Annotated in this window: 19 protein-coding genes; 10 read left to right on the plus strand and 9 right to left on the minus strand. The window is 66.1% G+C overall.

What is annotated here, in order from left to right:
• The first annotated feature begins 3 nt into the window (after positions 1-3).
• From CBP34_RS04275 to CBP34_RS04290, 4 genes are all read left to right on the plus strand, one after another.
• Positions 4-1212, plus strand: a complete 1209-nt coding sequence (locus CBP34_RS04275; RefSeq protein WP_094097391.1) for a formate dehydrogenase subunit gamma — start codon at positions 4-6, stop codon at positions 1210-1212.
• Between the two features lie 14 nt (positions 1213-1226).
• Positions 1227-1616 carry a hypothetical protein gene (locus tag CBP34_RS04280; protein ID WP_094099063.1) on the plus strand — a complete coding sequence of 130 codons (390 nt, stop codon included), beginning with the start codon at positions 1227-1229 and terminating at the stop codon, positions 1614-1616.
• Positions 1617-1789: 173 nt separating this feature from the next.
• Positions 1790-2677 carry a formate dehydrogenase accessory sulfurtransferase FdhD gene (locus tag CBP34_RS04285; RefSeq protein WP_086926748.1) on the plus strand — a complete coding sequence of 296 codons (888 nt, stop codon included), beginning with the start codon at positions 1790-1792 and terminating at the stop codon, positions 2675-2677.
• Positions 2678-2751: 74 nt separating this feature from the next.
• Complete coding sequence (locus CBP34_RS04290) at positions 2752-5271, plus strand: ABC transporter permease (RefSeq protein WP_086926749.1); 2520 nt, start codon at positions 2752-2754, stop codon at positions 5269-5271.
• 36 nt (positions 5272-5307) lie between these two features.
• On the opposite strand, the gene CBP34_RS04295 is transcribed toward CBP34_RS04290, so the two are convergent.
• Positions 5308-5631, minus strand: coding sequence for a hypothetical protein (locus CBP34_RS04295; RefSeq protein ID WP_094097392.1), 324 nt, complete (start codon positions 5629-5631; stop codon positions 5308-5310).
• 225 nt (positions 5632-5856) lie between these two features.
• Between CBP34_RS04295 and CBP34_RS04300 the strand changes: the two genes are divergently transcribed.
• The 4 genes from CBP34_RS04300 to CBP34_RS04315 all read left to right on the plus strand — a co-directional run bounded on the left by CBP34_RS04300 (position 5857) and on the right by CBP34_RS04315 (position 9401).
• Positions 5857-6273, plus strand: coding sequence for a group II truncated hemoglobin (locus tag CBP34_RS04300; RefSeq protein WP_094097393.1), 417 nt, complete (start codon positions 5857-5859; stop codon positions 6271-6273).
• 198 nt (positions 6274-6471) lie between these two features.
• Entirely contained in the window at positions 6472-7065 is a 594-nt protein-coding gene (locus CBP34_RS04305; protein WP_086911546.1) for a LemA family protein, read from the plus strand.
• A gap of 28 nt (positions 7066-7093) precedes the next feature.
• Entirely contained in the window at positions 7094-8179 is a 1086-nt protein-coding gene (locus tag CBP34_RS04310) for a M48 family metalloprotease (RefSeq protein WP_094097394.1), read from the plus strand.
• Between the two features lie 136 nt (positions 8180-8315).
• Entirely contained in the window at positions 8316-9401 is a 1086-nt protein-coding gene (locus tag CBP34_RS04315; RefSeq protein ID WP_094099064.1) for an IS630 family transposase, read from the plus strand.
• On the opposite strand, the gene ureG is transcribed toward CBP34_RS04315, so the two are convergent.
• From ureG to CBP34_RS04355, 8 genes are all read right to left on the minus strand, one after another.
• On the minus strand, positions 9398-10075 hold the full coding sequence (ureG, locus tag CBP34_RS04320) for an urease accessory protein UreG (RefSeq protein ID WP_094097395.1): 678 nt from the start codon (positions 10073-10075) through the stop codon (positions 9398-9400). The two genes, CBP34_RS04315 and ureG, sit on opposite strands and share 4 nt — an antisense overlap.
• 62 nt (positions 10076-10137) lie before the next feature.
• Positions 10138-10848 (minus strand): urease accessory protein UreF, encoded by a 711-nt coding sequence (locus CBP34_RS04325; protein WP_094097396.1) that lies wholly within the window; start codon positions 10846-10848, stop codon positions 10138-10140.
• 11 nt (positions 10849-10859) lie between these two features.
• Entirely contained in the window at positions 10860-11525 is a 666-nt protein-coding gene (gene ureE / locus CBP34_RS04330) for an urease accessory protein UreE (RefSeq protein ID WP_094097397.1), read from the minus strand.
• Between the two features lie 75 nt (positions 11526-11600).
• Entirely contained in the window at positions 11601-12098 is a 498-nt protein-coding gene (locus tag CBP34_RS04335; protein WP_094097398.1) for a GNAT family N-acetyltransferase, read from the minus strand.
• A 12-nt stretch (positions 12099-12110) separates the two neighbouring features.
• Positions 12111-13880 carry an urease subunit alpha gene (gene ureC, locus CBP34_RS04340; protein ID WP_094097399.1) on the minus strand — a complete coding sequence of 590 codons (1770 nt, stop codon included), beginning with the start codon at positions 13878-13880 and terminating at the stop codon, positions 12111-12113.
• 91 nt (positions 13881-13971) lie between these two features.
• Entirely contained in the window at positions 13972-14277 is a 306-nt protein-coding gene (locus CBP34_RS04345; RefSeq protein ID WP_094097400.1) for an urease subunit beta, read from the minus strand.
• A gap of 22 nt (positions 14278-14299) precedes the next feature.
• Positions 14300-14914 carry a HupE/UreJ family protein gene (locus CBP34_RS04350; protein ID WP_094097401.1) on the minus strand — a complete coding sequence of 205 codons (615 nt, stop codon included), beginning with the start codon at positions 14912-14914 and terminating at the stop codon, positions 14300-14302.
• Positions 14915-14947: 33 nt separating this feature from the next.
• The gene (locus tag CBP34_RS04355) at positions 14948-15250 is read right to left on the minus strand and encodes an urease subunit gamma (RefSeq protein ID WP_015012806.1); all 303 of its coding nucleotides are present in this window, start codon (positions 15248-15250) and stop codon (positions 14948-14950) included.
• Between the two features lie 225 nt (positions 15251-15475).
• On the opposite strand from CBP34_RS04355, the gene CBP34_RS04360 reads away from it, so the two are divergent.
• A complete protein-coding gene (locus CBP34_RS04360; protein WP_094097402.1) occupies positions 15476-19093 on the plus strand; it encodes a hybrid sensor histidine kinase/response regulator in 3618 nt (1205 codons plus the stop codon).
• Positions 19093-20163 (plus strand): response regulator, encoded by a 1071-nt coding sequence (locus CBP34_RS04365; protein ID WP_094097403.1) that lies wholly within the window; start codon positions 19093-19095, stop codon positions 20161-20163. Before CBP34_RS04360 ends, CBP34_RS04365 begins: the two co-directional genes overlap by 1 nt.
• The last annotated feature ends 97 nt before the right edge of the window (positions 20164-20260 follow it).

The following is a 20260-nucleotide window of genomic DNA, read 5'->3' on the forward strand; positions in this document are numbered from 1 at the left end:
ACCATGAAACGCATCATGTGGTCCCTGGCCTTGACGGCGGGTCTGGCGTGGGTGCCTGCCCATGCGCAGGCACCGGCTGGGTCAGCGGCGCCGACCGCGACATCACCCGCGCCTGCCGCAGCGCCCGGTGGCATTCAGAGCCAGAACATTTTTGAGATCAAGCCCGATGCCAGCGCTGATCCCCAATATGGCGATCAGACCAATGGCGAGCGCGCCAAGGTGCAACCCGGCAACAACGCGCCCATGTGGCGCCAGGTGGGGCAGGGCGTGACTGGCTACAGCAGCCTGCCCCGGACCCAGGCCCCAGAGGCTGGAAACCTGATCCAGCCGATGGTGGCATACCCCGGGGCTCGGGTAACCAACGCGGGCGAGGGCTGGCGCCAGGTGCGCAACCAGCGGATCATTCCCTATGGCGCTGCCTTGCTGGGCCTGGTGTTGCTGGCCTTGGCGATTTTCTATTTCACCAAGGGCCCCATGGGGCACGAGCACTCCGCGTCGGACCGCCGGATCGAGCGTTTCACGCCTTTTGAACGGGCGGCGCACTGGGCCAATGCCGGCGCCTTCATCGCGCTGGCTATTTCGGGCATCGTCATGGCGTTTGGCAAGTTCTTCCTGCTACCGGTTATCGGCAGCACGCTGTTTGGCTGGCTGGCCTATGCGCTCAAGAACGTGCACAACTTCATGGGCCCGCTGTTCGCCGTTTCGTTGCTGGTCATCATCCTCACTTTCGTGAAGGACAACATTGCCAACCGCGCCGATTTCGTCTGGCTCAGCAAGGGTGGCGGCATGCTGGGCAGTGGCGACCATCAGGTGCCTTCGCACCGCTTCAACGCGGGGGAAAAGGGCTTGTTCTGGTGGGGCATCACGATTCCCGGCATTTTTGTGGTGGCCACGGGCCTGGTGCTGGACAAACTGATCCCCGGCTTTGGTGATGTGCGTAGCGACATGCAGATTGCCCACATGATCCACGCGGCCCTGGCCATCTGGATGATGGCGCTGATCTGCGGTCACATCTACATGGGAACCGTGGGCATGCGAGGCGCCTACAAGGCCATGAAGACGGGTTACGTCAGCGAGGGCTGGGCCAAAGAGCACCATGAGCTCTGGTACGACGATGTCCAGGCAGGCAAGATTCCCCGGCAACGCAGCGCCAGCCAACCGGCTGCCGGTGCTGCCGCAACACCATCAGCGGGCCAGCCCGCGCAGGTATGAGGTTTCGCACCATGATGATGCAATTTTCCCGTTCCTCGTTGCTGGCGCTTTGCGCGGCCAGCGCTTGTACGCTGGCATCGGCCAAGCTGCCCGTGCCCTCGCCCGAAGCGGCTGCCAAGGCGGCAGAAGCCGCCGCCAAGTCCGCATGGGCTGGCAAGGTGGACAACTACAAGCTGTGCCAGTCGCAAGACCGCGTGGCAGCGCACTACCGCAAAACGACGCCGTCGGCAAAGCCAGCCACCGCTGTCGGCGCGGGATGCACCGACCCCGGCCCCTTCGCCTACACGCCGCCCGCTGCCAAGCCCGCTGAGGCGGCCGGCGCGCATTCGCCACCCGGCACCGCCAGCAGCCCGCCGAGCACGCTGGTGCCCGCAGCGGCAACTGCGTCCGCGCCCAAGTCCTGAAGGCAGCTATCGCCTGGATGAAAGCCGTACCCACTTGGTGGGCGCGGCTTTTTTTGTGGCGTGACCGACGCCTTGCGGACAAGGCGCGGAGCGCCACAGTGCCAGCGCAGCCAGCCAGCCATCGAGAGTCCCCGCGCTATGCTGCATAAGCCGCCACTGCGTATATTGGCCCCATGAAACGTTCTTTGCACCCTGCTTCTGTTGTGCCTGCCCTGCCGCGTCTTACGCAAGCCCAGGCGCCCCTCACCCACGGCGTGGAGGTTGTCAATGAACTGGGCGAGCGCGAGCAGGTGCAGATTCCGGCGGAGCGGCCGCTCACGATCTACGTGGACAAGCGCGAGCTCGTCACCCTCATGACGCTGGGCGCGCAGCCCGAATTGCTGGTGCTCGGCTATCTGCGCAACCAGCGGCTGGTGGAGTCGGTCTTTGACATCGAATCCATCACCGTGGACTGGGAGGTAAACGCCGCTGCCGTGCGCACGCGCCATGGCATCGCGCGCATCGAAGAACGCACCGCCAGCAAGGTGGTGACCACAGGCTGCGGGCAGGGCAGTGTGTTTGGCGGGCTGATGGACGAGGTCGATCGCATCGAGCTGCCGGCAGCACAGCTTACCCAGGCGCAGCTGTACGGCATCGTCAATGCCATCCGGCTCAAGGAAAGCACTTACAAGTCCGCCGGCTCAGTGCACGGCTGTGCGCTGTTTCGTGGCGAGGAGTTGCTCACGTTCGTGGAAGACGTGGGCCGGCACAACGCCATCGACACCATCGCCGGCTGGATGTGGATGCAGGCCGGTGACATGACCGGCGGCAATAAGGTGTTCTACACCACGGGCCGGCTGACGAGCGAGATGGTCATCAAATCGGCCCAAATGGGCGTGCCCATTGTGGTGTCGCGCAGCGGCATGACGCAGATGGGCCATGCCGTGGCGCAGCAACTCGGCCTGTGCGCCATTGGCCGCGCAACCAACCGGCGCTTCGTCTGCTACAGCGGCGCCGACCGCTTGCTGCTGCAGCCCGAACTGGCGCTGGCGCGTCCGGTCGCGCCGGTACCCATCGGATAAGGGGCCACGCCGCAGCGGCTGGGGCAAATCCCTAAAGCCGCTTCGGGCGTGCAATTGCGCTAAGGTCCGTATCCATGAATCTGTCCTTTTTTCGCCTGGGTCTGCGTACCCTGGCGCGTGACCTGCGTGCCGGAGAGTTGCGTCTGCTCATCGTGGCTGTCACCCTGGCGGTGGCGGCGCTGACATCGGTGGGGTTTTTTGCCGATCGCTTGCAGGGGGGGCTTCAGCGCGACGCCCTGCAGTTGCTGGGCGGCGATGCCGTGGTGGCCAGCGACAATCCTACGCCTCCCGCCTTTGCCGAGCGCGCGCGGGCGCTGGGCCTGCAGGTGGTGACCACCATGGGCTTTCCCACCATGGGCCGTGCCAGCGAGTTGCAGGGCGGGGCCACCAAGCTCGTGGCCCTCAAGAGCGTGGAGCCAGGCTATCCCTTGCGTGGCAGCCTGCAGGTGGCCGATTCGCCCGATGCCGTGGCCCAGGTGACGCGCGACATACCTGCGCCGGGCGAGGTGTGGGTGGATGCCCCCTTGCTGGAGGCGCTGGGGCTGTCGATGGGCGACATGCTGCTGCTCGGTGATGCACAGCTGCGCATTGCCCGCATCATCGTGGTGGAGCCCGACCGGGGCGCGGGCTTCATGAGCTTTGCGCCGCGCGCCATGCTCAACCAGGCCGATGTGCCGGCCACCGGCCTGGTGCAGCCGGCCAGCCGCCTGACCTACCGCTTCGCCGTCGCCGGATCGCCCGCTGCCGTCAAGGCCTTCAGCGAATGGGCTGCCGCCGAGGCAAAGAAGCCTGATGTGCACGGCGTGCGCGTCGAGTCGCTCGAAAGCGGCCGCCCCGAAATGCGCCAGACGCTGGACCGCGCCCAGAAATTCCTCAACCTGGTGGCCCTGCTGGCGGCGCTGCTGTCGGCCGTGGCCGTGGCGCTGGCGGCGCGGGGCTTTGCGGCCGACCATCTCGATGCCTCGGCCATGCTGCGCGTGCTGGGCCAGAGCCAGCGCGCCATCGCGGGCGCCTACACCACCGAGTTCGCGCTGATCGGCCTGTTTGCCAGTGCCCTGGGTGTGGCACTCGGCTACCTGGTGCACAACGTGTTTGTGCTGCTGTTGGCCGGGCTGGTGGAGTCGGCCCTGCCCGCGCCCAGTCTGTGGCCCGTGGCGTTTGGCCTGGGCATGGGCCTGACGCTGCTGCTGGCCTTTGGACTGCCGCCGGTGCTGCAGCTGGCCCAGGTGCCGCCGCTGCGCGTGATCCGGCGCGACATCGGCGGCCTCAAGCCCGTTTCGCTGGCTGTGCTGGCGGTGGGTGTGGCCGGTTTTGCAGCCCTGCTGCTGGCCGTGAGCAGCGACCTGGTGCTCGGCCTGATTGCCGTGGGCGGTTTTGCCGGGGCCGTGGCGCTGTTTGCGCTTTTGAGCTGGGTGGCGGTGAAGCTGCTGCGCAAGAGCGTCAACGAGTCCACGGCGCCGCGCTGGCTGGTGCTGGCAACGCGGCAGATTTCGGCACGCCCGGCCTATGCCGTCGTGCAGGTCAGCAGCCTGGCCGTGGGGCTGCTGGCGCTGGTGCTGCTGGTGCTGTTGCGCACCGACCTGATTGCCAGTTGGCGCCAGGCCACGCCGCCCGATGCGCCCAACCGTTTCGTCATCAACGTCATGCCCGACCAGGCCGAGGCCTTCCAGCAGGTGCTCAAGGACGCCGGCGTGGCCCGCTACGACTGGTACCCCATGATTCGCGGCCGCCTGCTGGCCGTGAACGGCCGGCCCGTGGGCCCCGACAGCTACGTTGAAGACCGCGCCAAGCGCCTGGTTGACCGCGAGTTCAACCTGTCCACCGCCGTCGAGCCGCCCGGCCACAACCAGGTGGTAGCCGGCCAATGGACGCCGGGCGAAGAGGGTGCCATCAGCGTGGAAGAAGGCATTGCGCAAACCCTGGGCCTGCAGCTGGGCGACCGCCTGCAGTTCGACATGGGCGGCGTCCAGAACGAGGCCCGCATCACCAGCCTGCGCAAGGTGGACTGGGGTTCCATGCGCGCCAATTTCTTCGTGATGTATCCGGTAGCCAGCCTCAAGGATGTGCCGGTGACCTACCTTGCCGCCTACCGTGCGCCCGACAAGGCGGGGTTCGACAATGCGCTGGTGCGCCAGTTTCCCAACATCACCAACGTGGACATGGGCGCCACCATCGCCCAGGTGCAGCGCGTGCTGGAGCAGGTGATCCAGGCGGTCGAGTTTTTGTTTGCCTTCACGCTCGCTGCCGGGCTGGTGGTGCTGTTTGCCGCCGTCACGGCCACGCGCGAGGAGCGTGCGCGCGAGTTCGCCATCATGCGCGCCGTGGGGGCGCGCGCCAGCTTGCTGCGCCAGGTGCAGCGTGCCGAATTGGTGGGAGTGGGCCTGCTCGCCGGCTTTCTGGCCAGCTGCGTGGCCGTGGCCGTGGGCTGGGCCTTGGCGCGCTATGTGTTCGATTTCACCTGGACCGCCGCGCCCTGGGTGCCCTTGGCCGGCGCGTTGGCCGGCGCTGTGCTGGCACTGGCGGCAGGCTGGTGGGGCTTGCGCTCCGTGCTCAATACTCCGGTGATGGACACGCTGCGTCGCGCGGCAGAGTGAGCGGTTCGCGAGAGGTGAGAACGGGCCGCCGCTACATCAATGGCGACCACCCCCGCCGGGACCTCCACCGCCACGGAACCCGCCCCGACCACCACCGCGACCACCCCTACCCCAATAGCCGAAGCCGAAGTTGAGGGAGACCGGCGGCCCGATGTATGCCGGGCCGTAGTACGGGGTGGCATAAACGGGCGGAACTGCATATACGGGCGGCGCCGCGTAAACGGCCTGAGCGTTGGCGTCGGCACCGTAGTAGCCATAAGGGCCGGGGGCAGGCGCATATACCGCGCATCCACCCAAGGCGGACAGTGCCAGCAGCGAAAACGTCACGCGATTCACCGTGCCTTTGAGGGATTTGGTCATGATGAGCTTTCCGGTCTTGGGAAGTGATGCGAGTTAGAGCGGAAATTTCTCACCGCAGTTCAGTGGAAATGGGACTGAGGCGGCGGCGCGGCGCGTAAAGTTCTCGTTAATATGGTCGACCTGCGCCTCGCGGAACCCGCCGGAGAGGTGCGCCCCAAACTACCGTGCACAGGGCAGCACAGGCTGTTATCGACACTCCCAAGCCCTTTTTTCACCACGTTTCTGATGCCCATCGAAGAAAAGCAGCCCGACCATCCAGCCATTGAAACGCCTTATGCCTGGATAGGCGGGGAAGAGCGTGTTCACGCCCTGGTCAATCGCTTCTACGACCTCATGGACCTGGAGCCCGCCTACGCCCAATTGCGCGCCACGCACGGCAGCACCCTCGACGATGCACGCCAGAAGCTGTTCTGGTTCCTGTGCGGCTGGTTGGGCGGCCCGGACCATTACCAGAGCCGCTTCGGCCACCCCCGGCTGCGTGCGCGCCACATGCCGTTTGCCATCGGCATCAAGGAGCGCGACCAGTGGGTGGCCTGCATGGACCAGGCCATGGGCGAAACCGGCGTCCCGCAGGATCTGCGCGCGCGGCTGAAAGAGAGCTTCATGGGCACGGCCGACTGGATGCGCAACAAAGGCGTGTGAGGGTGCAGGATGTGTGTGCTATTGTTTGTATAGCTACCAGCGCTTTCCCAGTAACGGGTTGATGCTGTTTTTATGCGTATTTTGCGTGCGCGGTGCTGTGGCGGCTGCGCACCATGCACTGCGGCCGTCATGGGCGGTTCCAGCCAAGCCATCTTCGGCCGTTAAGATGCGCCCATTCAATCAAATGGGAGGTGGGATATGTCGGCAACTGCGTGGATTGTTCTGGCGGTGATCGCCGCGTTGGTGGTTTGGGCCATCGCCGTTTACAACCGGCTGGTGCAGTTGCGCAACCGCATTGCCAACGCTTTTGGCCAGATCGACGTGCAACTCAAGCGCCGCTACGACCTGGTGCCCAACCTGGTGGAAGTGGCGCGCGGCTACCTGTCCCACGAAGCGGCCACGCTGGAGGCGGTGATCAAGGCGCGCGGCCAGGCGCAGGGCGCTGCGGCCGCTGCGCGGGCGGCGCCTACCAGCGCCGGCGCCATGGGTGCGCTGGCCGTGGCCGAGCAGGCCCTGGGCGGCAGCCTGGGGCGCCTGATGGTGGTGGCCGAAAGCTACCCCGAACTCAAGGCGGACGCCACCATGCAGTCGCTCAGCGAGGAACTCACCAGCACCGAGAACCGCCTGGGCTTTGCGCGCCAGGCCTACAACGACCAGGTGCTCGACTTCAACGACCAAGCCGCGCAGTTTCCGGCCATCGTGGTGGCACGGCTGCTGGGTTTTCCCACGGCGCCCATGCTCGAAGCCACGCGCAGCGATGAAGAGCGTGCCGCGCCCCGGGTGCAGTTCTGACGACAGATTGCCTGCGTAAGTTTTCCCCATGAGGTTCTGGGACCATCAGCTCAGCGCCCGCAGCGAAACGCGGCGGCTGCTGCTCGCCTTTGCGCTGGCCGTGGCCGTGCTGGTGGCGGCCGTGCATGGGGCGCTGGTGGTGGCCTGGCTGCTCATGGTGGCGGTGCTGCCGGTGCATCTGCCGTTTCCGGCTGGTTTTCTGGCGGTGAACGTGGGGGTGTCACTCATGCTGGTGCTTGGCGGTTGGTGGGTGGAAACGTCCAACCTGCGTGCGGGTGGCGTCAAGCTCGCCCAGCGCATCGGCGCGCGCGAGGCCCGGCCCTCCGTGTCGCATGCCGAGCAACGCCTGTGCAACATCGTTCATGAACTGTGCATCGCCGCCCACATGCCGCAGCCGCAGGTCATGGTGCTGCCGCGTACCGATGCCATCAACGCCTTCGCCGCCGGATGGGATGCGAGCGACGCCGTGGTGGCCGTCACCCAGGGAGCGCTTGACCACCTCACGCGCGAGGAGCTGCAGGGCATGGTGGCCCACGAACTGAGCCATCTGCACGAAGGCGACACGCGCCTGAAGATGCGCCTGGCAGGCATGGTGTTCGGGCTGGAGCTGGTCTACAACTTTGGCGATGAAGTGCGCGAACGCCGTGGCCTGGCATGGCTGTTTGGCTCGGCCATCATGCTGGCAGGGTTCGCCGGCTGGCTGGCCGGCCGCATGCTCAAGGCCGCCGTGTCGCGCCAGCGCGAATACCTGGCCGACGCCCGCGCCGTGCAATGGACGCGCAGCCGCGACGGCCTGGGCGGCGTGCTGCGCAAGGTGATGGCGCAGCGGCGCGACACCCCCGCAGGCTACGAGCGCGTCACCCACCAGGGGCTGGCGCACCCCGCGGTGCAGCATATGCTGCTGGTGGACCTGCCGGGTGCGGGCGCCATGGAGCGCTGGCTTGACTCGCACCCCACACTGGCAGAGCGTGTGCAGCGCATCTATGGTCGCAGCATGCAGCCGCTGCCGCTCACACCGGTCAACGAGCCGCCCGAGGCCGCCCGCCGTGCGGGCACCGTGGCACCGGGCGCCGTGACGCTGGCCTCGCTGGTCGATCCGTTCGCCCGTCTGTAGATCCACGGGCAAGGCGCCACGGCGCAAGCCCTTGCCCCTTTTTCTGGTGGCGCCTAGTGTCCTGAGTTAAAAATTCATTGAATTATTTTCTGCCAATGCAATCAGTCGTGTGGTGTCATTGCACGATGAGGTGGCCATGAGCGGAAGACCAAAGACTCCATTGGTGTTGAGCGTGACGGAGCGCGAACAGCTGATCGCGCTGACCAAGCGTCGCAAGACGGCGCAGGCTCTGGCGTTGCGAGCGCGCATCGTGCTGGCCTGTGCCGAAGGTTCGGATAACAAAGTGGTGGCAGCGCGCCAGCGGGTCACGCAGCAGACGGTATCGAAGTGGCGCGGTCGGTTTGTCCAGCTGCGGCTGGACGGTCTGCTTGACGCACCGCGCCCGGGTGCACCGCGTACGATCGACGATGCCCGAGTCGATGCCGTCATCGCCAAGACGCTGGAGTCCGTGCCCGCTGGTGCCACGCACTGGAGCACGCGCAGTATGGCGCGCGCCATGGATGTGTCACAGACGGCTGTGAGTCGAATCTGGCGGGCTTTCGGCTTGCAGCCGCACCGCCATGAAACCTTCAAACTCTCCAGTGATCCGCTGTTCGTCGAGAAGGTGCGCGACATTGTCGGCCTGTACATGGATCCGCCGCTCAAGGCGATGGTGTTGTGCGTGGATGAGAAGAGCCAGATCCAGGCGCTGGACCGTACACAGCCGATCCTGCCGCTGGCACCGGGCATCCCCGAGCGGCGAACCCACGACTACATGCGCCATGGCACGACGACGCTGTTTGCGGCGCTGGACATTGCCACGGGCGAAGTGATCGGGGAGTTGCATCGGCGCCATCGCAGCACGGAGTTCCTGCAATTTCTGCGAACCATCGAAGCCAACGTGCCTGCTGGCTTGGACGTGCATCTGGTGATGGACAACTACGGCACGCACAAGACCCCCTCAATCAGGGCATGGTTCGGCAGACATCCCAGGTTTCACGTGCACTTCACGCCCACCTCTGCATCCTGGCTGAACCAGGTCGAGCGCTGGTTCGCCACCCTGACCGAGAAGTGCATCCGTCGCGGCACGCACAGATCAACAAGACAGCTCGAACAAGCAATCCGCGAATACCTCGAACTCAACAACGCGGATCCAAAACCATTCGTCTGGGCCAAGTCCGCCGACGACATCCTTGCAAGCATCGAAAGATTTTGTCTGCGAATTTCTAACTCAGGACACTAGCCCACCGCGGGCGCGGATTTTTGCAGCATCCCCCGGGTCTCGATGAACTTCACCACGTCGGCCACGCCCGCCAGGGTCTTGAGGTTGGTCATCACGAATGGCTTGAGGCCCTGGGTGGTGGTGCGCATGCGGGTGGTGTCGGCGTGCATCACGTCCAGGTTGGCGCCCACGTGGGGGGCCAGGTCGGTCTTGTTGATGATGAACAGGTCGCTTTTTGTGATGCCGGGGCCACCCTTGCGGGGGATTTTTTCGCCAGCGGCCACGTCGACGACGTAGATGGTGAGGTCGCTCAGCTCGGGGCTGAAGGTGGCGGCCAGGTTGTCGCCGCCGCTTTCCACAAACACGATGTCGGCGTTGGGGAACTCGCCCAGCATGCGGTCGATGGCTTCGAGGTTGATGGAGCAATCCTCGCGGATGGCAGTGTGCGGGCAGCCGCCGGTTTCCACGCCCAGGATGCGCTCAGCGGGCAGCGCGCCGCTCACGGTGAGCAGGCGCTGGTCTTCCTTGGTGTAGATGTCGTTGGTGATGGCGATGAGGTCGTAGTCATCGCGCATGGTCTTGCACAGCATCTCCAACAGCGTGGTTTTGCCAGAGCCGACGGGGCCGCCGATGCCCACGCGCAGAGGGGGCAGGTTTTTGGTGCGGTTGGGGATGTGGTGCAGGGCGTTGGTCATGGTGCTAGTGGTGGCGTCATTTGCTACTAAATAAATAGCTACCTGCGCTTGTATTGCTTGCGCTAGGAGCGAAAAAGCCTTGAATATTGCACTTCGTGCTGCGCGCTCAGAATGGCGAGCATGGGCGAGAACGCCTGGCGCTCGCTGTCCATCAGACCAGCGGCGTGGTCTGCAGCGAGCGGGATGGCGGCGGCCAGCCGGGCCAGGATGCGCTGGCCTGCGCTTTGGCCCAACTGCATGGATTTGAGCGCGGCCTGCACCATGTTCTCAGCCCAGCCAAAGGCGTAGGCCAGCAGCACCTCGCGCACGCTGGCCTGGGTGGGCGATGCGGCCTGTGCGAAGGCCACAGGGTAGGTGGGGGGCAGGGCGGCCAGGTGGCGCACGGCGGGCATCAGGGCTTCGTCGCCCTGGTACTGGTTGCGCAGCCATTCGGCCAGCGAGCGGCCCATTTGCTCGGTCTGCAGGCGCAGCTCGCTCGTCTCACGGGTGTGCAGCACCCAGTCGTTGAGTTCTTTCACATGCTCCAGGTCGCCTCGGCGCCAGGCGCCCACGGCCTTGGAGATCAGGGCCATGTCGCCACGCGCCTGGGTGATGTGCAGCTGGTCCAGCAGCCAGTCGCCCACGGCGGCTTCGCTGGCGAGGCCCGCGTTTTCAATGGCGCTTTCCAGCCCTTCGGAATACGAGAACCCGCCCACGGGCAGCGCGGGGGAGGCCAGCCACATCAGCTGCAAGAAGCTGGCGGCGGGCAGAGGCGTGGGGCGGTCCAGGCGCATGAAGCGGGGGGTCAGTGGTCGTGGTTGCAGTCGTGGCCGTGCACATGCCCCTGGGCCACCACGGGGATGGACACGGTGCGCCCACGGGCCGGGGTTGTGGTTGGTGCAGCTGCATGGCTGTGTTCGTGGGTATGTCCATGATCGTGGGTATGGTCATGGTCGTGTGAATGGCCGTGGCGATGGTCGTGTCCATGTCCCCCATGGCTGTGTCCACCACCATGCCCCGCTGCATAAGCGCCGCCTTCGGGCTCAAACGCCAGGTTCTGCTCGGTCACGATCAGGTGCATGGCGCGCAGCATGTCGGCCAGCACGTGGTCGGGTTCGATCTTGAGGTGGTCAGGCTGCAGCTCGATGGGCACATGGCGGTTGCCCAGGTGGTAGGCGGCGCGGGTCAGGTCAAACGGCGTGCCGTGGTGTTGGCAGTGGGTGATGACCAGCACGGGCTGCGGTGCGGCGATCACGCGGACCATGGAGCCGTCTTCGGCCACCAGCACATCGCCGCCGCGCACCAGCGTGCCACGGGGGAGGAAGATGCCCAGCTCGCGCCCGGCCGAGTCGGTGGCGGCGAAGCGGCTTTTTTGGCGCACGTCCCAGTCCAGTTCAACGGTGGTGGCGCGTTTGAGCAGGACGGGCGCGAGGCCCTGGCCTTGGGGGAGGAGTTTGGAGACCTGGATCATGGCGAAGGAGGATTACGGTGCCGGCAAGGCGAGGTCCACATTGTGGCCTTGGCTGCAGGGTGGCACGGGCTGGCTCTACAGCGCGCGGCTCATGTACCGGCTGTGGGGGTCAAGCTGGTAGCTGCCGAACGGCGCGCAGTCGGTAAAGCCGTAGCGCAGGTAGAGCTGGTGAGCGGGTTCAAAGAAGGGCTGGGTGCCCGTTTCCAGGCTGATGCGCTGGTAGCCCAGATTCACGGCCTGGCCCAGGATGTGTTCAAGGATGGCCCGGCCCACGCCGAGGCCGCGCAGGGACTCTGCGGCACGCATGGATTTGAGCTCGACGTGGTCGGCGCTCAGGTGTTTGAGGGCGCCGGTGCCCACCAGCCGACCGGGCGCGGGTTCGGTGTCGTCCGGCAGCCACGCCGTCCAGAAGCGGATTTCTGGGCGGCGCAGCTGGTCCATGTCCAGCGCATGCACGCTTTCGGGCGGCGAAGTGGCGCGCATGTCCTGCAGATGCTCTTCCATGAAGGTGGCAATGCGCGGGTCGCTCAGGTCATCCAGGCGCAGGGAGAGGCTGTCCAGCAAGCTGCTCATCGTGGGGGAGTGTCAGAACAAAAAGTAGCGCTGCGCCATGGGCAGCAGGGTGGCGGGCTCGCAAGTGAGCAGCTGGCCGTCGGCGCGCACGGTGTAGGTCTGCGCGTCCACCTCCATCTTGGGCGTGTAGCTGTTGTGCACCATGTGCTGCTTGCGCACGCCACGGATGTTGCGCACGGCGCTGAGCTGCTTGCGCAAACCAAAGCGTTCGCCAACGCCTGCATTCAACCCGGCCTGCGACACAAAGGTGAGCGAGGTCTTGGCAATGGCCCCGCCGAACGCGCCGAACATGGGGCGGTAGTGCACGGGCTGCGGTGTGGGGATGGAGGCATTGGGGTCGCCCATCGCAGCCATGGCGATCAGCCCGCCCTTGAGGATGAGCGCAGGTTTGACGCCGAAGAACGCAGGCTTCCAGATCACGATGTCGGCCCACTTGCCCACCTCCAGCGAGCCCACCTCGTGGGCAATGCCGTGCGCAATGGCGGGGTTGATCGTGTACTTGGCCACGTAGCGCTTGATGCGGAAGTTGTCGTTGCGCTGCAGGATTTCGGCCAGCTCGTCGCGCCCTGCAGTGGGGGCCAGCCAGCCGCGCTGCACCTTCATCTTGTGCGCCGTCTGCCAGGTGCGCAGGATGACTTCGCCCACGCGGCCCATGGCCTGGCTGTCGCTGCTCATCATGCTGATCGCGCCCAGGTCGTGCAGGATGTCTTCGGCGGCGATGGTTTCCTTGCGGATGCGGCTTTCGGCAAAGGCCAGGTCTTCGGCAATGCTCGCGTCCAGGTGGTGGCACACCATGAGCATGTCCACATGCTCGTCCAGCGTGTTCTGGGTGTAGGGCATGGTGGGGTTGGTGGACGAAGGCAAGAAGTTGTCCTCACCCACCACGCGCAGGATGTCGGGCGCATGCCCGCCACCCGCGCCTTCGGTGTGGAAGGCGCAAATGCCGCGCCCGGCCACGGCGGCGATGGTGTTCTCCACAAAGCCCGATTCGTTGAGCGTGTCGCTGTGGATGGCGACCTGCGTGTCCGTCTCTTCCGCCACGTCCAGGCAGTTGCTGATGGCCGAGGGCGTGGTGCCCCAGTCTTCGTGCAGCTTGAGGCCAATGGCGCCCGCGTTGATCTGCTCGTGCAGCGCATCGGGCAGGCTGGCGTTGCCCTTGCCGAGGAAGCCCAGGTTCATGGGGAACGCGTCGGCCGCCTGCAGCATGCGCTCCATGTTGAAGGGGCCCGACGTGCAGGTGGTGGCCAGCGTGCCCGTAGCGGGGCCGGTGCCGCCGCCCAGCATGGTGGTCACGCCGCTGGCCAGGGCTTCTTCCACCTGCTGTGGGCAGATGAAGTGGATGTGGCTGTCGATGCCGCCCGCGGTGACGATGTTGCCCTCGCAGCTGATGACCTCGGTGCCGGGGCCGATGATGATGTCCACGCCCGGTTGCGTGTCGGGGTTGCCGGCCTTGCCGATGGAGGCGATGCGGCCCGCGCGCAGGCCGATGTCGGCCTTGAAGATGCCGGTGTGGTCTACCACCAGGGCGTTGGTCAGCACTGTGTCCACCGCGCCGCCACCGGAGGGGCCTGTTCCAGTCCCGGCGTTGCTGCGCTGGCTTTGTGCCATGCCGTCGCGGATGGTCTTGCCGCCGCCAAACTTCACTTCTTCGCCGTAGCTGCCCGCGCGCAGCGTGTGATCGGCTTCGACCTCCAGGATGAGTTCGGTGTCGGCCAGGCGCACGCGGTCGCCCACGGTGGGGCCGAACATTTCGGCGTAGGCGCGTCGTCCAATGGTTGCCATGGGGTGTGCTCCGCGAGAACTGATAACTATTATTTTGATAGCTGCTAGCGCTTATCCATCAAGCGCTAGCGGCTGTTTTGGCTATGAATTGCTAGAGTGCGCCCTGCGTCAGGCCCTGAAAGCCGTACACCCGGCGGTCGCCCGCGTAGTCCACCAGCTCCACGGTGCGCTCCTGGCCGGGCTCAAAGCGCACGGCGGTGCCCGACGCAATGTTCAGCCGCATGCCGCGCGCAGCCGCACGGTCAAAGCCCAGGGCGTTGTTGGTCTCGGCAAAGTGGTAGTGCGAGCCGACCTGGATGGGCCGGTCGCCGGTGTTGCGCACCACCAGCGTCAGGGTGCGGCGGCCGGTGTTGAGCAGGTGTTCACCGGGTTCGGTGAGAAGTTCGCCGGGGATCATGATGGCTCCTTGCAGGGAATGCTCAGGCCATCTGCGCCAGCAGCGCGCCACCGAACGCAGCCACGCCAGCACCTGCAGCGCGGGCCAGCCACACATGGCGGTGGCGCAGTGCCCAGCCAGCGGCCAGGCCTGCGCTGTGCAGCAGCACGGTAGCCGTGAGCATGCCCGCCAGGGTCAACCAGGCGCTGTCGCTGCCTGCCAGCTCATAGCCATGGGCCACGCCGTGGAAGACGGCAAACGCGCCCACACCCAGCGCCGCCGCCAGCCCGGGAACGCGCAGGCGCGACACGACCAGCAGGCCGGTGACCAGCAGCGACGCGGCAATCATGGGCTCCACCGCTGGCAGCGCCACACCCTCCAGGCCCAGCACGGCGCCCACCAGCAGCATGGCCGCAAAGCCCACGGGGCCCCACAGCAGGTCGCGCCCCGCGCTGCGTGCGGCCAGGGCGCTCCACAGGCCCACGGCCACCATGGCGGCCAAGTGGTCCAGACCGAACAGGGGGTGGGCAAAGCCGCTCAGAAAACTGTTGTGGATGTGCGATTCAGCGCCGGTATGGGCGCTGGCGCTAGTACCAATTGCGCTGGCAGCTATGAAAAGAAGAGCGGCTGTGTGGCGGTGTGAGAGGGCGATGCGCATGGGGGCTCCACAGAGAGAAATACGAACGGGGGGTTAAACGATGGGTTGGTGGACGGTGACCAGCTTGGTCCCATCGGGGAACGTGGCCTCGACCTGGATGTCCGGAATCATCTCGGGGATGCCTTCCATCACATCGGCGCGGGTCAGCACGGTGCGGCCTTCGCTCATGAGCTGGGCCACAGTCTTGCCGTCGCGCGCGCCTTCCATCACGGCGGCGCTGATCAGGGCCACCGCCTCGGGGTAGTTGAGCTTCAGTCCCCGGGCCTTTCGGCGCTCGGCCAGCAGGGCGGCGGTGAAGATCAGTAGCTTGTCTTTCTCACGAGGGGTCAGTTCCATGTCGTTCTGCTCAATGTAAGGAGAGGTGGGCTCGTGTAGCGGGTTGTTCAGGCCGGACACACGGCGTAATCGTCAACGATGGCCATGCGGTCCGAAGGGCAGTGGATTCATCATAGGCAGCAAGCCCCGTGCCCGCCATACGCCAGAGGGCGAAGGTGCACCGCATACAAAGGCAACCCGTGGCATGGAAACTGCACTTGCAGGGGCTGTCGCCGCCCTTTGCCCATGCCTCCCTCCAACACCCCCTTTGCCCCGCCCGACGCCAGTTCGGCCCCTGTGCCAGGGCCGGATGCCGACGCACAGGCGCCCCAGCAGGTGGTCAAGGTCCGGCGGGACTACAACAGCTGGGTGGCCACCGAGACCATGGAGGACTATGCGCTGCGCTACACGCCCCAGCGATTTCGCAAGTGGTCCGAATGGCGGGTGGCCAACACGGCCTTTGGCGCCGCATCCTTCCTGATCCTCGAAGCCGTGGGGGCCACGCTGCTGGTGCAGTATGGCTTCATCAACGCCTTCTGGGCCATCGTGGCTACGGGGCTCATCATCTTTCTGGCGGGGCTGCCCATCAGCGTGTATGCGGCGCGCTATGGGGTGGACATGGACCTGCTCACGCGCGGCGCGGGCTTTGGCTACATTGGCTCCACGCTCACCTCGCTGATCTACGCGAGCTTCACCTTCATCTTCTTCGCGCTCGAAGCCGCCGTGATGGCCTATGCGCTGGAGCTGGCGCTCGACATTCCACCCACCTGGGGGTACCTGATCTGCGCCATTGTGGTGATTCCGCTGGTCACGCACGGCGTGTCGGCCATCAGCCGCCTGCAGGTGTGGACGCAGCCGCTGTGGCTGCTGATGCTGGTGGTACCGTTTGCCTATGTGCTGCTGCGCGATCCTGGTGCGTTTTCTGGGGTGGTGCACTACGGTGGTGAATTAGCGCGCAGTGCCACGTTCCAACTGCCCTTGTTTGGTGCGGCGCTCACCGTGGGCATTGCGCTCATTACCCAGATGGGGGAGCAGGCCGACTATCTGCGCTTCATGCCCGCCCGCACCGCCACCACGCGCGGCCGCTGGTGGCTGGGGGTGCTGGTGGGTGGGCCGGGCTGGGTGGTGCTGGGTGTGCTCAAGATGCTGGGCGGTGCGCTGCTGGCCTACCTAGCGCTCACGCACATGGTGCCCGCCGAGCGCGCGGTGGACCCGAACCAGATGTACCTGGTGGCCTACGAGTATGTCTTCCCGCACTATGGGTGGGCGGTGGCGGCCACGGCGCTGTTTGTGGTCGTCTCGCAGATGAAGATCAACGTGACCAACGCCTATGCGGGGTCGCTGGCATGGTCCAACTTTTTCTCGCGCCTCACGCACAGCCACCCGGGGCGGGTGGTGTGGGTGGTGTTCAACACGCTGATCGCCTTCATGCTGATGGAGATGAACGTGTTCCGCGCCATGGGCGAGGTGCTGGGGTTGTACTCCAACATCGCCATCGCCTGGATCATGTCGGTAGTGGCGGACCTCGTCATCAACAAGCCGCTGGGCCTGTCGCCCAAGGGCATCGAGTTCAAACGTGCGCACCTCTACGACATCAACCCCGTGGGCGTGGGATCGATGGCGCTGGCGTCGGTGCTGTCCATCAGTGCGCACCTGGGGCTGTTTGGCCCGCTGCCGCAGGCGTTCTCGGCCGTCATTGCGATGGCGGTGGCCTTTGTGACGGCGCCGCTGATCGCCTGGGCCACGCGCGGCAAGTACTACATCGCGCGGCAGAGCGAGACGGTGGCTGTGCCTGTGGCGGGACCTGTGCCCGGCGCGCGGGCTTCCGACATGGGCAGCTACCAGCGCTTCACCGTGCAGCGTTGCGTGATCTGCGAGCGCGAATACGAAGCGCCCGATATGGCCCAGTGTCCCGCCTACCGGGGCGCCATCTGCTCGCTGTGCTGCACGCTGGACGCGCGCTGCGGCGACCTGTGCAAGCCGCACGCGAGCATGGCGGTGCAGTGGTCGGCCGCGCTGCGCTGGGTGCTGCCGCGTGCCATCTGGCGCTATCTGGACACGGGCCTGGGCCACTTCCTGCTGCTGATGCTGGTGATTGCGCCGCTGCTGGCGTCGGTGATGGGCCTGCTGTACCACCAGGAGCTCAACACCATCGCCCAGGCGGCCACGGACACCGAGGTGATGGCGGCACCCGAAGTGGCGTTGCGCTCGGGCCTGCTCAAGGCGTATCTCGCGCTGCTGGTGATCTCGGGCATCGTGGCCTGGTGGCTGGTTCTGGCGCACAAGAGCCGCCAGGTGGCGCAGGAGGAATCCAACCGCCAGACCGGCCTCTTGGTGCGCGAGATCGAGCTGCACCGCCAGACCGACGAGGCCCTGCAGACCGCGCGCAGCGTGGCCGAGCAGGCGCGCCAGGTGGCCGAAACGGCCCAGCGCGCGGCCGACCAGGCCAACCAGGCCAAGAGCCGCTACATCAGCGCCATCAGCCACGAGATCCGCACGCCGCTCAACTCCATCCTGGGCTATGCGCAGCTGATGGGCGAGGATGCGGGCGTGCCGCCGCACCGCAAGCAGGCGGTGCACGTCATCCGCCGCGGGGGTGAACATTTGTTGTCGCTCATCGAAGGCACGCTGGACATCGCGCGCATCGAGTCTGGCAAGCTCACGCTCGATGTCACGCCCATGCGTTTTGCCGACGGCCTGCACGAGATGGCCAGCCTGTTCGAGCTACAGGCTGCCGCCAAGGGCCTGGCCTTCCAGTTCGATGTGCTGGGGGTGATTCCCGAAGTGGTGCGTGCCGACGAAAAGCGGCTGCGCCAGATCCTCATCAACCTGCTGGGCAACGCCGTCAAGTTCACGGCGCAGGGCACCGTCACGTTGCGCGTGCGCTATGCGCGCGAGATGGCACGCATTGAGGTGCAGGACACGGGGCCGGGCCTCAGCGCCGATGAGATCGAGCGCATCTTCGAGCCCTTTGCGCGTGGCGGATCGGGCGGTGGCAGCACGGCGGCCGCGCCGGGGGCTGGGCTGGGCCTGACCATCGCCAAGATGCTCACCGCGCTCATGGGCGGCGAGCTGACGGTGAGCAGCACACCGGGTGTGGGCTCGGTGTTCCACGTCAAGCTGTTCCTGCCCGAAGTGCATGGCGAGGCGCTGGGCAAGGCGGCGACAGCGCCCGCCGCATGGGCCGCACGCACCCAGCGCGCGCGCAGGGGCTACGCGGGCGAGCGCCGCCGCATACTGGTGGTGGACAACGAAGAGCCCGACCGCGAGCTGCTGGTGCAACTGCTCGTACCTCTGGGCTTTGCGCTGCGCCAGGCCGCCAGCGGCCACGATGCGCTGGACCTGCTGGCCACTGGGTACCGTCCGCACGTGATCTTCATGGACCTGGCCATGCCGGGTATCGACGGATGGGAAACGCTGCGGCGCGTGCGGCAGATGCACCTGCCCCACGTGCAATGTGCCATCGTTTCCGCCAATGCTTTCGACAAGGCGCTCGACAACGACGTGGACATCCGCCCCGAAGACTTCATCGTCAAGCCCGTGCGCCACAGCGAGCTGCTGGACTGGCTCGAACGCCGCCTGGGCCTGCAGTGGCAATACGACGAGGCCACTACAGCGCCCGCGGGTGCTGAACCCGCCGTGGTGTCTGCGGCGCCCGCACCCCTCACTTACCCCGATGCCGCTGCGTTGCTGGCTCTGGCACAGGCGGTGTCCTTGGGCTACTACCGGGGCATTCTCAACACGCTGGATGACATTGAGCGCAGCCAGCCCGCACACAGCGCTTTTGTCGGCACCATGCGGCAACTGGCCCAGCAATTCCAGTTCGATGCCATGGGCCAGATACTGGAGCAGGCACCCTCGTGATGACCACTGCCAACCCCTTTCCCTCTCACCCTCCCACAGCGCCCGCCAGCGCGCTGGACCGCAGCGACAGCGATGTGGTGCTGATCGTGGACGACGTGCCCGACAACCTGGCCGTACTGCACGACGCGCTGGATGAATCGGGCTACACCGTGCTGGTGGCCATGCACGGCGAGGCGGCGCTGCAGCGTGCGGCCCAGGCCCTGCCCGACATTGTGTTGCTCGACGCCATGATGCCGGGCATGGACGGCTTTGAAGTCGCCCGGCGCCTCAAGGCATCGCCCGCCACGGCGCACATCCCCATCATCTTCATGACGGGCCTCACCGAGACCGAGCACCTGGTCGCCGCGCTCGAGGCCGGCGGCGTGGACTACGTCACCAAGCCCATCAAGCCGCGCGAGGTAATGGCCCGCATGGGCGTGCACCTGGGCGCTGCCCGCAAGGCCCGGCAGGACGCGCGCCAGGCGCGCGAGGCGCGCAACGCGCTGGATGCGTTTGGCTACGCCAGCATCACCGTGCGCGCAGCGGATGGCCGCATCGTGTGGCAGACCCCGCTGGCGCGCGAGCTGTTGCAAAGCTACTTTGGCGAGGTCGGCCCCGATGGTATGCCCACCCCGTTTGGCCAGTGGGCACCCGAGCCCGTGCAGGCCTGGCTGCGCCGCCATGTGCTGGCCGACAACGCGGCCGAGCTGCTGGAGGCTTCGCTGGCCGAGCCGCCGCGCCTGGCGGTGGAGCAGGGCGCACGCCGCCTCACCTTTCGCTTGCACCAGCAGGCGGGCGACAGCGCAGGCGGTGGCGACTGGCTCATCGTGATGCGCGAGGTGTCCGACGCGAAGATCATCGAATCCATGATTCTGTCCTTCAAGCTCACAGCGCGCGAGGCCGAGGTGCTGTACTGGGTGGTCAAGGGCAAGATCAACCGCGACATCGGCGACATCCTGGGGGCCAGCCCCGCCACAGTCAAAAAGCACCTGGAACGCGTGTTTGCCAAGCTGGGGGTCGAGACGCGCACCGCCGCCGCCGCCATGGCAATGAACCGCATCCGGCAGTTCCATCCGCAGTTTGAAGGCTGATTTCATGCATTTTCTGGCGCCAGCGCTTGTCTATAAAGCGCTAATAGCTATCGAACTCATAGCATTTGCTGGCTTCGACTGGCCCCCGTTCACACGC

The organism is Acidovorax carolinensis (genome assembly GCF_002157145.1).
Taxonomy (GTDB): Bacteria; Pseudomonadota; Gammaproteobacteria; order Burkholderiales; family Burkholderiaceae_C; genus Acidovorax; species Acidovorax carolinensis.

Bases quoted from the DNA above. Each gene is read 5' to 3' on its own strand.
- CBP34_RS04275 (WP_094097391.1), top strand. From the start codon at position 4: ATGAAACGCATCATGTGGTCCCTGGCCTTGACGGCGGGTCTGGCGTGG.
- CBP34_RS04280 (WP_094099063.1), top strand. From the start codon at position 1,227: ATGATGCAATTTTCCCGTTCCTCGTTGCTGGCGCTTTGCGCGGCCAGC.
- CBP34_RS04285 (WP_086926748.1), top strand. From the start codon at position 1,790: ATGAAACGTTCTTTGCACCCTGCTTCTGTTGTGCCTGCCCTGCCGCGT.
- CBP34_RS04290 (WP_086926749.1), top strand. From the start codon at position 2,752: ATGAATCTGTCCTTTTTTCGCCTGGGTCTGCGTACCCTGGCGCGTGAC.
- CBP34_RS04295 (WP_094097392.1), bottom strand. From the start codon at position 5,631: ATGACCAAATCCCTCAAAGGCACGGTGAATCGCGTGACGTTTTCGCTG.
- CBP34_RS04300 (WP_094097393.1), top strand. From the start codon at position 5,857: ATGCCCATCGAAGAAAAGCAGCCCGACCATCCAGCCATTGAAACGCCT.
- CBP34_RS04305 (WP_086911546.1), top strand. From the start codon at position 6,472: ATGTCGGCAACTGCGTGGATTGTTCTGGCGGTGATCGCCGCGTTGGTG.
- CBP34_RS04310 (WP_094097394.1), top strand. From the start codon at position 7,094: ATGAGGTTCTGGGACCATCAGCTCAGCGCCCGCAGCGAAACGCGGCGG.
- CBP34_RS04315 (WP_094099064.1), top strand. From the start codon at position 8,316: ATGAGCGGAAGACCAAAGACTCCATTGGTGTTGAGCGTGACGGAGCGC.
- ureG (WP_094097395.1), bottom strand. From the start codon at position 10,075: ATGACCAACGCCCTGCACCACATCCCCAACCGCACCAAAAACCTGCCC.
- CBP34_RS04325 (WP_094097396.1), bottom strand. From the start codon at position 10,848: ATGCGCCTGGACCGCCCCACGCCTCTGCCCGCCGCCAGCTTCTTGCAG.
- ureE (WP_094097397.1), bottom strand. From the start codon at position 11,525: ATGATCCAGGTCTCCAAACTCCTCCCCCAAGGCCAGGGCCTCGCGCCC.
- CBP34_RS04335 (WP_094097398.1), bottom strand. From the start codon at position 12,098: ATGAGCAGCTTGCTGGACAGCCTCTCCCTGCGCCTGGATGACCTGAGC.
- ureC (WP_094097399.1), bottom strand. From the start codon at position 13,880: ATGGCAACCATTGGACGACGCGCCTACGCCGAAATGTTCGGCCCCACC.
- CBP34_RS04345 (WP_094097400.1), bottom strand. From the start codon at position 14,277: ATGATCCCCGGCGAACTTCTCACCGAACCCGGTGAACACCTGCTCAAC.
- CBP34_RS04350 (WP_094097401.1), bottom strand. From the start codon at position 14,914: ATGCGCATCGCCCTCTCACACCGCCACACAGCCGCTCTTCTTTTCATA.
- CBP34_RS04355 (WP_015012806.1), bottom strand. From the start codon at position 15,250: ATGGAACTGACCCCTCGTGAGAAAGACAAGCTACTGATCTTCACCGCC.
- CBP34_RS04360 (WP_094097402.1), top strand. From the start codon at position 15,476: ATGCCTCCCTCCAACACCCCCTTTGCCCCGCCCGACGCCAGTTCGGCC.
- CBP34_RS04365 (WP_094097403.1), top strand. From the start codon at position 19,093: ATGACCACTGCCAACCCCTTTCCCTCTCACCCTCCCACAGCGCCCGCC.